Below are 14,335 nucleotides of genomic sequence, written 5' to 3'. Positions count from 1 at the left end.
ACTTTTTAGAATTAGAGACCCTTTGGACCTCTGGTTTTGCTAAAAAACCACCCCGAAAAGAACTCTTGATTCGTAATAATTGAAGAAAATCATAAAAAGATTTGTTAGAATCAGAAGAAATATTTCTTCTCTAATAGGACTTTTTATATGGTTACATCTTTTGGTAAAATTTTACGGAAACTTCGCATTGATCACTCAGAACGCCTCTTAGATATGGCTAAGAAATTAGACATATCTGTAGCATTTTTATCTTCTGTCGAGATTGGCAAAAAATCTGTTCCTGTAGGACTGGAGGAAAAGATAATTGAACTCTATGCTTTAGATCAAGAGGTAGCAGAAATTTTGAGAAGAGAATCGGATGCTTGTCGCAAAAGTTTTACAATCAAGACTTCTGATCCGTTGAGAGGTGAAGCTGTTGGCATGTTTTTTAGAACTTTAAAAGATTTTTCACAAGAGGATTTAGAAGCATTCAAAACATTATTAGAGATGATTAGCGAAGCGCAAAGAAAAGAAAATGCTACTGTTGTAGACAAATGTTAGAAAATCCTATTCCCTAACTTTTATCCACGTATCCCGTACTTTAAAAAAGATATATAAAATCAATAGATTATGTACAGAAAAAAGAAACATGGTACGCCCAAGGGGAATCGAACCCCTGTTTCCGCCGTGAAAGGGCGATGTCCTAACCGCTAGACGATGGGCGCAAACCATTGATGAGGCTTATAGAGAGGATCTTTTTACTTCGCAAGCCCTCTATGTCATTTTTTTTGAAAAAAGTGTGTTTTATTGAATAATTTTTGAGCAATTCCTGTTTGGATTGTTTCTTTTCAGTTTGACTAGTAGGCAAAAATGATCAAAACATTATTTTAAGTGTGTTTATTTTTTGCATATTTTATCGTTTGTTATCTTTGCTTGTACATGAGAATATTATTTAACTTGCTAGAAAGAGCCTTTATACAGAAGATTTCTCATTTGAGCTTATCATAAAGCAAAAAACTGTATAATTTATGAAGTATAAAACAAATATTTATTACCAAATTAGCAAATAATACCAATCATACAAAAGTTTTTTTAGGCATAAACCATAGATTAATTTTAGTTTAAAAAATATAAATAGATTCTGTATGATGAAAATAAAAATATTAAAGCAATTTTTACAGAATATATTAAAAATATTTTTCTTATCTTTACTTTTACATGTTTATAAGGAATTTAAAATTAAAACCCCTTCATTTGTTCCCTCACATGTTGAGAAGGTTATTTATTTGAAAATGAATTAGCATGGGTAAAGGGTAGATTGAGGTTTTTGTCATTTCAATTCGCTAGTTTTTCAAAGGGGTGGCAGTAAGTTTAGGTAAAATATTTGAGTTTTGCAAATTTATTCTCCATATTTATAATATTTCAGAATTATGGTGTGCACATATTAAGTCTTGTTTTTTACTTTAATGTAAGGTTCTATTTTGATATATAAGTGCATTAAGATTTTTGCATTAAAGATTTATATTTCAAACTATGGAATGGTAGGAAGAAATGTGTTATTATTTACTGATCTACTTTGTTTTATCCATTCTCTTAATTTTTCATATGAAAGAATGTTTTTTGTTCCGTATTTGTTAATTTAGAAGAGATGTTTTTATTCTTTCTTACTAAGTCCTTAATATTCTTTAACTTGTTATTGATTATTTTTTAGAACTTTTCTTTATGGCAATTTGCATTTATCAGTTTTACAGATTTTCATTCTGAATTAGATATTTTATAAAGATTCTGAAATCTTTGAAGACAATAAATATTATATTTTTAGGAATGTTGATTGAACAAGCGGGAATAATTCTATTGGAGAACATGAAGTGAATAGAGCGGGGTATTTCTTTTGTTCTTATGGATGTAAGTATTCTTTGTGTTGATTGGCACATCATTTAAACGATTTTTCAGTGAAGATAGGGATCAGTGGTTAATAATGGCAGAAGCTTTAAAAGTTGGTGTTGCGGGACTTGGTACGGTTGGTACTTCAGTTGTTCGAGCTCTATGTGAAAAAGCGAATAGTTTAGCTTGTCAATGTGGGCGATTCATCAAAGTCGTTGCTGTTAGTGCGCGCGATAAAAGCCGTAATCGTGGAATTGATCTCAGTGATATAAAATGGTTTGATTCACCCGTGGAGTTGGCTGCTTCTGATGAGATTGATGTTTTTGTAGAGTTAATTGGTGGTGAATTGGATGTGGTGTACACCGCTGTTAAGAGAGCGCTTGAGGCGGGACATCATGTTGTAACAGCCAATAAAGCCCTTCTTGCTCGACATGGAGTAGAGCTGGCTATAATTGCAGAAAAAAAAGGAGTTTTTCTTCATTTTGAAGCAGCTGTTGCAGGGGGAATTCCTGTCATCAAAGCGATGAGAGAATCACTTGTCAGTAATCAGATATCGCGAATTTATGGTATTCTCAATGGAACCTGTAATTATATATTAACACGTATGTTTACGGAAGGTCTTTCATTTAAAGATTGTTTAGCAGATGCACAGAGACTTGGGTATGCTGAAGCAGATCCAAGTTTTGATATTGAGGGAAATGATACTGCTCATAAATTAGCTTTGTTGACAAGCTTGGCATTTGGAACAGCTGTTTCGTTAGATGATGTTTATGTTGAAGGAATTCATAATATTTCGCAAATTGATATTCGAGCAGCTGATGAATTAGGGTATCGGATTAAGCTTTTAGGAGTTGCATTAAAAACGGATTCTGGAATAGAGCAACGCGTTCATCCAACAATGGTACCAACATCTTCAATGATTGCACAGATAAATGGCGTAACCAATGCTCTTTCTATTCAAAGTGATTTATTAGGTGAATTACTGTTTTCTGGTCCTGGCGCCGGAGGAATGGCAACAGCATCAGCCGTTATTGGTGATTTGGCTGATATAGCAAAAGCGCGTTCTGGTTTTCAGTATGCACCTGTTTTAAGACGTCCAGCATTAGAACTTACTCCTCATAAAAAAGCACGTATTTCGCATCATGCAGGGGGTTATTTTATTCGTTTAAATGTTCATGATCGTACTGGTGTTTTTGCCGCGGTTGCAAGGCATATGGCTGATAATCACATCTCATTGGAGTCGATTGTTCAAAGATCTTTTGTAGAAGATCAAATTGAAAAAACAATTATTTTAATTACGCATGAAACAACAGAGGTGAATGTACGACAGGCACTTGCAGAAATTGAAAAAGATGGACATCTTGTTGCAAAATCTCAATTTATTCGTATTGAGCCTATGGCAGAGAATTGATAACTTTCTTGATAATGACAAAAAGGCAAGCTTGAGTTCTTTTGTTTCTTGTGGAAAATTTTCATCTTTGCCAAAAACTTTATTCTTAGTATTTAATAAGGACTCATATTTTTTCTGGTATTCATTCGGTAGGATTTTTTCATATGCCCACAACTCAGAAGATTTTAAATGGACTTGATCGTATTTTGACGCTTGAATTGGTACGTGTTACTGAACGTGCTGCTGTTGCTGCTGCACGCTGGCGCGGGCGTGGCGATGAAAAAGCTGCGGATCAGGCTGCTGTAGATGCAATGCGGCAGGAACTTAATCGATTGCCTATTGATGGTACAGTGGTGATTGGTGAAGGTGAGCGGGATGAAGCGCCTATGCTTTATATTGGAGAAAAAGTAGGTCTTCAAAGTGGGTTGGCGATCGATATTGCACTTGATCCACTAGAGGGAACAACACTTTGTGCTAAAAATATTGCCAATTCTTTGGCAGTAATTGCAATTGCTGAAAAAGGTAATCTCCTTTACGCTCCTGATGTTTATATGAAAAAAATTGCTATTGGTCCTGGTTATCCAAAGGGAGTAGTAGATATAGATGCTTGTCCTACCGATAATATCCATGCTCTTGCGAAGGCTAAAGGAGTGGCTGTTAATCAGATTGTTGTTTGTATTATGGATAGACCTCGTCATGAAAAATTGGTTAATGAAGTACGTGCAACAGGGGCATCGATTCGCTTGATTGGGGATGGAGATGTTGCTGCTGTTATTGATACAACTGATCCAGAAGAAACAGGTATTGATATCTATATGGGGATTGGGGGAGCACCTGAAGGTGTTTTAGCTTCTGCTGCTTTGCGCTGTATTGGAGGACAGATGCAAGGTCGTTTGCTGCTAGATACAGAAGAGAAAATTGCTCGTGCAGCTAAAATGGGGATTAGTGATCCCAATAAAGCTTATACAATGGAAGAAATGGCAAAGGGTGATGTTTTGTTTGCAGCAACAGGGGTGACAGATGGCAATATGCTTTCTGGTGTTAAATTTACATCTCGTTACATTCAAACGGAAACTCTCATAATGCGCTCCCATACGGGTACAGTCCGTAATATTAAAGCGCAGCATAGAGATCATTCAAAATTTGATTAATGCTTTCTTTTTTCGTCATTAAAAATAGAGGGAGTTTTTCTAGGAAATACGCTTCCATGAATCTATTTTTATGGAAGCGTTTATAGATATGAGAATATCTTATTATTATGAGAGCTGGACAGAATGAACCCAGCCATTTTTATCTTCTATGTTCCCTTTTTGAAGGCCAACCAATTGTGTACGAAGCTGCTTTGTAACTCCTCCAACTGTTTCATTTCCAATAATAAATTCTCCCCCTTTATATTTAAAACGACCAATTGATGTGACAACGGCAGCTGTACCACAAGCAAAGACTTCTTTAAGGTGTCCACTCTTTGCATCTTCTTGAAGTGCTGCAAAAGAATAAGGACGCTCTTCTATTTTTAATCCCATTTGTTGAGCTAACCTTAAGATTGAATCACGAGTTATCCCTGGAAGAATAGTGCCGTTAAGCGCAGGGGTTACAAGTGTACTATCTGCCATAATAAAGCAGACATTCATACCACCAAGTTCTTCAATCCATTTATGTTCAATCATATCAAGAAAGAGTACTTGGCTACAATTATTTTCAGTTGCAGTTTTTTGTGCCAGTAAGCTTGCTGCATAGTTTCCTCCACATTTTGCAGCGCCTGTGCCCCCTGGACCAGCGCGGCTATAATCTGTTTCAATCCATACATTGACAGATTTTTCTTCTCCTTTGAAATAGGATTCAACTGGAGAGGCTATGATACAAAAAAGATATTCTTGAGAAGGGCGGACTCCCAAAAAGTTTTCATTGCCAAACATAAATGGACGGATATAGAGGCTAGCGTTGGGATGATTAGAAACCCATTTTTGATCAATTTTTACTAATTGATGAACGGCATCCAGAAAAATATCTTTTGGCAATTCTGGCATAGCTAAACGCCTCGCTGATTCTATAAAGCGTTGTGCATTGGCATCAGGACGGAAGAGCAAGATGCGCCCATCTTTTGCTCGATATGCTTTTAAACCCTCAAAAATTTCCTGTCCGTAATGTAAAACGGTACTTGCAGGGTTAATTTCTAAAGCTTTGTATTGAGAAATGATGGCATTATGCCAGCCTTTGTCTTCAGTCCATTGAATAGTACACATGTGGTCTGTGAAAAATTGACCAAAACCGGGACTTTTTAAAATTTCTTCACATTTTTCTTCTGACAGAGGAGATGGGTGTTTTTCTATTTTTAAGGGAAGCGACGATATAGGAGATTTCATAAAAAAACCTTTTGAGTATGTTTCATTTTTATTAATAAAAATAATGAGATATTTTGATCACAACTCTATTATTAACAAAACCTTTGTGTCAATGTTTTATTATAAAACACAAAGAGGTTTATTATAGAATTCAAAGGCTATGATAGATATTTTAATTCTACTCTCGCCTCTTTTTCTCAACTTTATGAAGTAAGCTGGAACTTTTTTCTATAATTATCGTTTTCTCAAAATAAGTATCTGAATAATTTCATATATGCATATTGTCTAGAAATTAAAAGGTAAGGGAATTGAGAAAAGGAATCTACTATGATTGATAAAAATTATCGCACATATGAAGAACGTATGGCAGCAGAAAGAAGAGATAGTGAACAACGTGTTTCAATTGCTAAGGGTATTTTTGCTATTCTTCTTGCGGTCGTTATTCTCTGGTTTGTTTTTGGTTTTTTAGGATCTTTTTTTGCAAAATCTCCTGAACATAGTTCGCGTTATAATACTCCAGAAACAAGCCAAAGCGTAACAACGCCCAAAAAAGATTTAAATTCGCTTCCTTCTGTACCTTATACTTATAAGGGTACGGAGTGATTTTTTTATAAATATAATCTTTTAGATAGGACGAAAATCGACGTAGACTAAAGAATAAAGTCAGCGCAAAGACATAAAAAAGATTAGACGATTTTAATTTCTGAAGTTTTTGATAAGTAATTAAATGGTATGGAAATAAATAATGCAACGGTTTTAATAACCGTTGCATTATTGGTTTAGCGCGTGATGAAGCAACTTCCTCCAGAACTTTTAATGGTTTCACAAAGGATTATGGCTTCATTACGGTCTTGTGTTTGAATCCGAACACGGTAATAAGTGCCTTTTCCTGGTATAAAAGCGGGTTGAATATTTAAAGAACGGGCACCGATAAGGAATCCAAATTTAGATTTCATATTTTTTAAAGAACTTCTAGCGAGCTCATGCGTTGGCTGAGATGCAAGTTGTACGTAATAACTTTCTGAATTTTGTGCTGCGACTCTGTTTGGTGATATGGGGCGAGACGCGGCTGGTGTTTCAACTTGTGTATTTCTTTCTGCATGAGAAGGAATAGGGATAAATTTTTCTCCAATATTTGAGCTAGAATTATTTTCTGCGATTATTTTATCAATATTATTTTTAAGATCATGATCTCTTTCTTGGTCGTTTATATCAGAATTATGCGACGAAACAAGGGACGAATCTTGAAGTTCATTAGAAGCTTGATCAATGCTTTCTTCAGATTGAGCAGCAGTTTTGCTGTTTGTTTGATGCGCGGGGGCTAGTGTAACTGTACCATCTTGATTGACAATAACAGTTTGTACTTCTCGCATTGGAATAGTATGATTTATAGCTTCTGTGACTGCATCTTCAACATCAGATTCATTTAAAGACGATGAGGAAATGTTTGAAGATTCTTCAGGGTTTAATTCTTTTAAATTTTCAGGTTGTTCAGAGTTATCAATAAGAAATTGTTGTGTATTTTCTTGTTTCTCATTTTGTTCAGTTGTTTGTTTATAGATATCTAAATTATGTGCAACATCATTTTTCGTTTCAGTTGTTTCTGGTTTGAATTTAAAAGGCGTATTATCAGCGTGGATAATGACCGTTTCTTCATTTTTTTGTGATGGCATAAAAAAATGCGAATAAGCAGAAAACCCAATTCCTATTAAAATAAGTATAAAAATACCTTTAACGAAAGTTTTACTAAAAATAAAACTTTTTAAGGGAGGAGGAGCTGGTGGATGCGTGGGAACCTCATCTGAGCTTGTATATGATGAATTCTCGCTAAAAGGGGGAAAATTATATTCCATATTGTCAGAAGAAAAATAGTCGGAATTTTGTTCTTTAGAGTTTACATAAACACCTTCTTTTGAATTTTGCATAGACTGATGAAAAACTTCACTAAAAACTTCATTTTTCTGTTGTTTTTGAGAAAAATTATCCGTTGGGACATTTCCTACATTAAGTACATCAGCAAATTCTTCTTCTAAACCACCACTAGTTGGCACATCATATTCTGGCGCTTCATACGGGACTTCTGGAACCATAATAGGACCAGTTTTTTCTACGATTTCCTCTGAAAATTTATAAGTATCAACATTGGGAGGGGGAGTATCTCTGTGCGTATAGTTATGGGCAAAAAAGCCATCCGTTTGTTTTGTATTTAAAGAGGGGGATGAGGAAAGAAACTCATCTAAATTATTTTCATTATATGAAATTTCTCTATTTGGGTTAGAGGCACCTTCGGCGTTATTGATGTATTGGGCTCGAGCCTCATCATATATCGGAACTTTTTCGCCATAAGTTTTTTGTTGTGAGGGGTTTTCTGCAAAAAAATGGGGATAATTGGTTGTATGATCTTCTTGTGAAGCCCCCTTTAAATAAGATTGTCTATCAACTGGTGGAGAATCTAAAGGTGAGGAGAAGGTACTTCTTGTTTGATTTCTTGCAGTGTTTTGTCTTTCTGACATAAGATTAGAAGATGAGAAAAACTCATTTGCCTCTGTAGAAGAGGAGACATCAGGATAATCTTTTTTGATCCAATTTTCTTGATCAGCTGAAATTTTATAGGGATGGTTTACAGGAGTGTCATAGAGGTTTTGATTGTCATCATAAGTTTGTTGTATATCCGTAGTTTTAGGCTGTTGTGAATTTGTTTGTGAAAAACGATTGGTTTGTTCAACAGATTCTGGAATCTCTTTCTTATTTTCGCGCCTTTCAGATTTATCAAAAAAGAAATTTTCTGATTCTGATTGTGAAATAAGGTTACTTTTTTTAAGAAACGGATCAGCACTGGTTGCTGTTGTTTTCTCTTGAGGGGATTGATTCTTTGGGATTGGTAATGGAGAAAGCTCATCTAAAATTTGTTCTTCATCATGACTGCTAGGTGAAGAATATTTCTCTTCAGATAAATTATTTTGTTTTGAATGGTTGAAAGAAACAGTTTGTGCAATATCTGAGGCTGTTGCGTTGCTGGTTGCACGCAAGTCCCATTGTTTTTTTTGATCATCAAACGGTAAGTCATGTGCTAAATTATTTTCAAGTTCCTCTTCTAGAAAGGACAAATCAAAATCATCATCATGGGATGATGTTTCGGGGTGAGATGTTGATCGATCTGTCTGTAAAGAAGATTGCTCATTTTGGTTTCCGCTTTGTTTGTGCGGATTAAAAATGCGCGTAAGCCTTTCCAAAGGATCATGGTGTTCATGATCGTGTTTTGTTTCGTGTAGATTTTTGCGATCGTTATCGCTCATAGCTTTTCTCACATGGTGATTTGCATCTGCGTGCAATCAATGGTTGATTTTGATTTGTTATATTAAAATTATAAATTTTCCCCCTCTCATGCAAGGATACATGAAAAAGTTTATCAATAGAGTACCTATTGTATGTATTTATAGAACTTTTTCAACGCATTTCTATTGGTGCTTCGACTCCTATGATGGTAAGTCCTGATGATAAAATATTGATAACAGCTTGTATCAACCCCAATCTTGCAAAGGATAACTCTTTATCATCAGGTTGAATAAAGCGTAAATTGAGATTTTCACTCCCTTTATTCCAATGGGTGTGAAAGCTGGAAGCAAGGTCATAAAGATAAAACGCTAATCGATGCGGTTCCTTATGAACGACGGCCTGTTCAATGATACGTGGATATTCAGAAAGTTTGCGTATTAACAATATTTCATGGTCATCTGTTAATCGATGAAGATGGGCGATTAATGTATCATTTGAAAAGTTTTTAATATGAAGCGCTTCTTGTGCTTGACGAAAGACTGAGTGACAACGTGCACTTGCATATTGTACGTAAAAGATGGGGTTATCTTTTGATTGTTCTGTTACTTTTGCAAAATCAAAATCAAGAGGTGCTTCACACTTACGGTATAACATCATAAAACGCACAGGATCACGCCCAACCTCTTCGACAACATCCCGTAGAGTGACAAAAGATCCCGCTCTTTTTGACATGCGTACAGGATGACCGTTGCGAAAAAGTTTTACCAATTGACATAAGAAGACGCTTAATTTAGCTTTATCCCCAGAAATTGCTTTTGCCATTGCCTCTAGCCGCTTTACATAGCCAGCATGGTCTGTGCCTAGAATATAAATCATTTCATCAAAATGACGATTAAATTTATCCCGAAAATAAGCAACATCAGCAGCAAAATAAGTGTAAGAACCATCAGATTTGACTAAAACACGGTCTTGGTCATCACCAACATTTGTTGAACGGAACAAAGTTTGTTCACTTGGTTCCCAATCTTCTGTATTTTGTCCCTTGGGAGGGGGGAGTTTTCCTTTGTAGATATAACCATTTAAAGTGAGGTCGTTAATGGTGTTACGAATGGCGCGTGCATTATCTGCATAAAGCATTCGCTCAGAGAAAAAGATATCATGATAAATATTAAGAGCAGCCAAATCTTCGCGAATCATGGACATCATTGCATGAATTGCACGTTCTTTCACAAGAGATAAGGCTTCATCTTTATCCATCGTGAGGAGTTGGTCACCAAACTCTTGAGCAAGTGATTGTCCCAATGGTATCAAGTATTCTCCAGGATAGAGCCCTTCTGGAATTTCATTAATTTCTTGCCCAAGAGCCTCACGATAGCGCAATAGTACAGAGTGGGCGAGGACTTCGATTTGTTGACCAGCATCATTGATATAATATTCTTTCGTAATGTTATAGCCCGTAAATTGTAGCAAATTGGAGAGAACATCCCCAACAACCGCTCCGCGGCAGTGTCCTACATGCATTGGTCCTGTCGGATTTGCTGAGACATATTCAACATTGACGCGTTTTCCTTGTCCCATTGGGATACGACCATAAGAAGTGCCTGATTCAAGCATGGATTTTATAGCATCTTGCCAAAATAATTTTGTAAGCTTTATGTTTATAAAACCAGGACCGGCAACATCTATATTTTCGATAGAGGAATCATTTTTAAGAAGTTCTATGATTTTATCTGCAAGTGCACGTGGATTGATTCCAATAGATTTTGCAAGCACCATAGCAGCATTGGTTGATAAATGACCATGGGATGAATCACGCGGAGGATCAACAGTGATTTTTGATAAATCTAGATCTTCTCCATTTTTTCCTTTTATATCAGATAATTCAATTGATCTCTTAATTTTTTTTTCGAAGTTTTTAAAGATATTCATATTTAGCTTCCATGATGATGCCAAAAGCCATTAGACGAAATTATCTGTATGGTCAAATAAACGCTGATATTCACGTAGAGCGTAGTGATCCGTCATGCCTGAAAGAAAGTCAGCAATCAAACGTGCTAACTCTTGATTTTTTAAGTGCACTGTTTTGCTCTGCCAACTTTCAGGCATTGTATTTGGATTTTCATAATAACAATTGAATAATTTTTGTACAATGCATTTTGCTGCATTGCGACGACTAAGAACTTGTTCATGGTAGTAAAGATTTTTAAATAAAAAGTTTTTTAGTTCTTTTTCATAAACGATCATTGTCGGTGAAAAGGTGACAATAGTTTGTTTTGCTTGGTGAATATCGTTTATGCTTGTTGGTTTGATGCGTGCTAAATTTTCTTGTGATTGTTTGATAACATCTTCAACCATGGTTGTTATTTGTCTTCGTACAAGTGTGTAACCGCGACGCGCTTGGTCGAGGTGGGGATGCTCATCTGTTATATCTTTTAATATTGCTGCTGTTAGTGAAACATGTTCAAATTGATCGAGTGTTAAAAATTGCGAACGTAGACCATCATCAATATCATGCGCATTGTATGCGATATCATCTGCAATAGCAGCACATTGCGCTTCTAGTCCTGCAAAACAATCGAGTGCAAGGTCTTGCTCTGCATTGTATTGTAAAATATCGATAGGAACTTCCTTATTCTTCGCGTGAGGACCTAAAAGGGGACCATTATGCTTTACAAGTCCTTCGAGGGTTTCCCATGTAAGGTTAAGTCCATCAAAATTTGCATAGCGCTGTTCTAGTTTTGTGACAATGCGTAATGCTTGTGCATTATGATCAAAGCCGCCATAATGTACCATGGCTTCATTAAGTGCATCTTCTCCAGCATGGCCAAAGGGCGTGTGTCCAAAGTCGTGAACAAGGGCAATGGCTTCGGCAAGGTCTTCATCAAGACAAAGGGCACGGGCTAATGTTCTTGCAATTTGAGAGACCTCTATGGAATGGGTTAGGCGAGTACGATAATGATCGCTTTCGTCAGCAATAAATACTTGCGTTTTATGTTTAAGACGTCGAAATGCATTAGAATGGATAATACGATCTCTATCTCGTTGAAAAGGTGAGCGTGTGGTACTCATCGTTTCATGGAATAATCTACCACGGCTTGTTTGCGGATGAGCACTGTACACTGCTCGAGATTGGTAATTAAAGTTGATATTGCCTATATCCATTGCAAGTTGCCCATTATCATCTTAAAATTGAGAGTGGTTTATGACAAATAAACTGCTCTTTGAGTATGGGATACTCTTTCTTGATGGTTTAATGCAAGGATATATAAAATGAATGTGAAAATTTCAGATGTTGCTGCCAAAAAAATTGCACAGATACTTTTGCGTGAACCCGATAAAATAGCATTGCGTATTTCTGTTGAAGGTGGTGGGTGTTCTGGTTTTTCTTATAAATATGACTTGGTTTCTGAAATGTGTAAAGATGACCTCGTTCTCAAAAAAGATGGGGCTGTTGTGTTTATTGATTTACTATCACTTCCTTTCATGGAAGGAGCTGAGATTGATTTTGTTGATGATCTTATGGGGCAGTCTTTTCAAATCCACAATCCCAATGCTGTTTCATCATGTGGTTGTGGTGTGAGTTTTTCAATTTAAAATGATGGCTTTGTGATATTGTTTCTTGAAAAAAATATCATGTTGGTCAACAATGTGAGAATGGGTATTCTTATAAAAATAGTGCACCGATGTGTATGGTTGTGCGTGGTGCTTACTTTATTGATCTGGAGCCACTGTGCTTTTTCTGAAGAAGGAGAAGGGAAAGATCAGCAGCAGGGACAATCAAGGAGTTTTATTGTAAAGTCTCAAGAGCAGGAAAAAGAAAATGTAGCATCTCAAACACAACTCATTTTGAATGCTCGATTAACAAATAGTCATCCGGATATTGAAAAAGGGCTTGTCTGGCGGGTTTATGCCCCTATTCTAGGGATTGATAATAAATTACCATTAGTGGCAACCTATAAGGGGGGAAGTGCGCGTTTTGATCTCGAACCAGGAAATTATCTTGTTCATGTCTCATTTGGTCATATGAGTGCTGTGCGCCATATTCGTTTAAAAAATGGACAGAGTCTTGTAAAAAACTTTAATCTTGAGGCTGGTGGAGTCATTTTAAATGCAACACTGCTCAATGGTGTAATGAATGAAAAGGAATTACGTTTTACCATTTATGAGGATGAAAAAGAAAATGATGATACGGGGGTGATTTTATCAAATGTTAAACCCCAATCAGTTGTGCGTTTAAAAGCTGGCCGCTACCATGTTGCTTCCCATTATGGTTCTATTAATGCGACGGCTCGTTCGGATATTCAAGTGGATGCTGGTAAAATGACAGAAGTTACCCTTGAACATCAGGCTGCTCAGATTGTCTTAAAGCTGGTACGACAAGAAGGAGGGGAAGCGCTTGCAGATACAAGTTGGTCTCTTGCCAATGATTCTGGTGATATCGTTTATGAAACAGTTGGTGCTTATGTTTCACTCGTGTTAGCGGAGGGAGAGTATATTGCAATTGCTAAAAATAAAGATAAAATCTATCAAAAAGTTTTTTCAGTCGTTTCTGGTCATGATGAAGATATAAGTGTGGTGGCGAATGAGCAAAATATGCAACGAATTGATGAAGATGTGGATTGATTGTTGTTCATGGGGGTAAACTATGATGAGAGACGGGGTATGAGTTTTGATTGAAATTTCAACAGTTGGTGTGTTTTTTGCTGGGGCACTCTCTTTTTTGTCGCCCTGCGTTTTGCCATTAGTTCCTCCTTATTTGTGCTATATGGCAGGTGTTGGTATTGATGATTTTCGTTCAAAAAATCGTGATGAGAAAGTCTTTGTACGGTGGGCTTTATTGTCTTCTGTTATTGCTTTTGTTCTCGGGTTTACGACTGTTTTTGTTGCTTTAGGTGCCAGTGCTAGCACAATTGGGAAATTCATCGGTTATTATCGTGATTGGTTCGCCCTTGCTGCTGGAATTGTCATTATTATTTTTGGTTTAAATTTTTTGGGGATTTTCAAGATCGCTTTTTTATTCCGTGAAGCGCGTTTTCAGACCAAAAAAACACCTTCTGGTCCTTTAGGCGCGTATATTATTGGGTTAGCTTTCGCTTTTGGTTGGACACCGTGTATTGGCCCCATTTTAGGCCCTATTATAACGCTTGCTGGAACAAAAGAAACTGTGGGAGAGGGAGCTGTTCTATTAGCGGTTTATGCATTAGGTCTTGCTATTCCTTTTATGTTGGCAGCTTTATTTTCGAGCAGTTTTATGCGATTTTTAGGAGCTTTTCGTATTCATTTAGGAAAAGTTGAAAAAATTATTGGTGTTTTTCTTATTCTTACAGGGATTTTGTTTTTAACAGGCTCTATGCAGGATCTTTCATTTTGGCTTTTAGAACATTATCCTTCGTTGAGTTATATTGAAGATATTCGTTGGCACGATATTATGAATTTTTTTGGATTTTCTCGTTAGTCTTATGTG

The 14,335-nt window shown here is 36.3% G+C and carries 11 protein-coding genes and 1 tRNA gene; 7 read left to right on the top strand and 5 right to left on the bottom strand.

The annotated features are described in order from the left end of the window. Window positions 1-147 precede the first annotated feature (147 nt). Window positions 148-540 carry a helix-turn-helix domain-containing protein gene (locus tag ACFIK1_RS04235; RefSeq protein ID WP_375655158.1) on the top strand — a complete coding sequence of 131 codons (393 nt, stop codon included), beginning with the start codon at window positions 148-150 and terminating at the stop codon, window positions 538-540. A gap of 89 nt (window positions 541-629) precedes the next feature. On the opposite strand, the gene ACFIK1_RS04230 is transcribed toward ACFIK1_RS04235, so the two are convergent. Next, window positions 630-704, bottom strand: a tRNA-Glu gene (locus ACFIK1_RS04230). A gap of 1,253 nt (window positions 705-1,957) precedes the next feature. Here ACFIK1_RS04230 and ACFIK1_RS04225 point away from each other — a divergent pair. Then, complete coding sequence (locus ACFIK1_RS04225) at window positions 1,958-3,274, top strand: homoserine dehydrogenase (protein WP_375633188.1); 1,317 nt, start codon at window positions 1,958-1,960, stop codon at window positions 3,272-3,274. A 143-nt stretch (window positions 3,275-3,417) separates the two neighbouring features. Further along, window positions 3,418-4,404, top strand: a complete 987-nt coding sequence (gene glpX / locus ACFIK1_RS04220) for a class II fructose-bisphosphatase (RefSeq protein ID WP_375634464.1) — start codon at window positions 3,418-3,420, stop codon at window positions 4,402-4,404. Between the two features lie 105 nt (window positions 4,405-4,509). Here the strand turns inward: glpX and ACFIK1_RS04215 are convergent, their stop codons facing one another. Beyond that, window positions 4,510-5,616, bottom strand: coding sequence for a branched-chain amino acid aminotransferase (locus ACFIK1_RS04215; protein ID WP_375643002.1), 1,107 nt, complete (start codon window positions 5,614-5,616; stop codon window positions 4,510-4,512). A 306-nt stretch (window positions 5,617-5,922) separates the two neighbouring features. Here ACFIK1_RS04215 and ACFIK1_RS04210 point away from each other — a divergent pair, with 306 nt between their 5' ends. Then, window positions 5,923-6,198, top strand: a complete 276-nt coding sequence (locus tag ACFIK1_RS04210; RefSeq protein ID WP_375642999.1) for a hypothetical protein — start codon at window positions 5,923-5,925, stop codon at window positions 6,196-6,198. Window positions 6,199-6,374: 176 nt separating this feature from the next. Here the strand turns inward: ACFIK1_RS04210 and ACFIK1_RS04205 are convergent, their stop codons facing one another. The 3 genes from ACFIK1_RS04205 to ACFIK1_RS04195 form a co-directional block, all read right to left on the bottom strand. Beyond that, the gene (locus ACFIK1_RS04205) at window positions 6,375-8,891 is read right to left on the bottom strand and encodes an SPOR domain-containing protein (RefSeq protein WP_375662159.1); all 2,517 of its coding nucleotides are present in this window, start codon (window positions 8,889-8,891) and stop codon (window positions 6,375-6,377) included. Window positions 8,892-9,042: 151 nt separating this feature from the next. Then, window positions 9,043-10,800 carry an arginine--tRNA ligase gene (gene argS / locus ACFIK1_RS04200; RefSeq protein WP_375633183.1) on the bottom strand — a complete coding sequence of 586 codons (1,758 nt, stop codon included), beginning with the start codon at window positions 10,798-10,800 and terminating at the stop codon, window positions 9,043-9,045. A gap of 30 nt (window positions 10,801-10,830) precedes the next feature. Beyond that, window positions 10,831-12,033: a deoxyguanosinetriphosphate triphosphohydrolase gene (locus ACFIK1_RS04195; RefSeq protein ID WP_375662158.1), complete on the bottom strand. Its 1,203-nt coding sequence runs from the start codon at window positions 12,031-12,033 to the stop codon at window positions 10,831-10,833. Window positions 12,034-12,141: 108 nt separating this feature from the next. Here ACFIK1_RS04195 and ACFIK1_RS04190 point away from each other — a divergent pair, with 108 nt between their 5' ends. Genes ACFIK1_RS04190 through ACFIK1_RS04180 form a run of 3 tightly spaced genes read left to right on the top strand, consistent with a single transcriptional unit; the run spans window position 12,142 to window position 14,326 of the window. Continuing rightward, window positions 12,142-12,465 (top strand): iron-sulfur cluster assembly accessory protein, encoded by a 324-nt coding sequence (locus ACFIK1_RS04190; protein ID WP_015856510.1) that lies wholly within the window; start codon window positions 12,142-12,144, stop codon window positions 12,463-12,465. Window positions 12,466-12,504: 39 nt separating this feature from the next. Next, a complete protein-coding gene (locus ACFIK1_RS04185) occupies window positions 12,505-13,494 on the top strand; it encodes a carboxypeptidase regulatory-like domain-containing protein (RefSeq protein ID WP_375633193.1) in 990 nt (329 codons plus the stop codon). A 46-nt stretch (window positions 13,495-13,540) separates the two neighbouring features. Beyond that, the gene (locus tag ACFIK1_RS04180) at window positions 13,541-14,326 is read left to right on the top strand and encodes a cytochrome c biogenesis CcdA family protein (protein ID WP_375662157.1); all 786 of its coding nucleotides are present in this window, start codon (window positions 13,541-13,543) and stop codon (window positions 14,324-14,326) included. Window positions 14,327-14,335 lie beyond the last annotated feature (9 nt).

Origin of the sequence: Bartonella sp. OC16QHHD (assembly GCF_042194035.1) — a bacterium.
Taxonomy (GTDB): Bacteria; Pseudomonadota; Alphaproteobacteria; order Rhizobiales; family Rhizobiaceae; genus Bartonella.
This window is presented reverse-complemented; position numbering and strand designations above follow the sequence as displayed.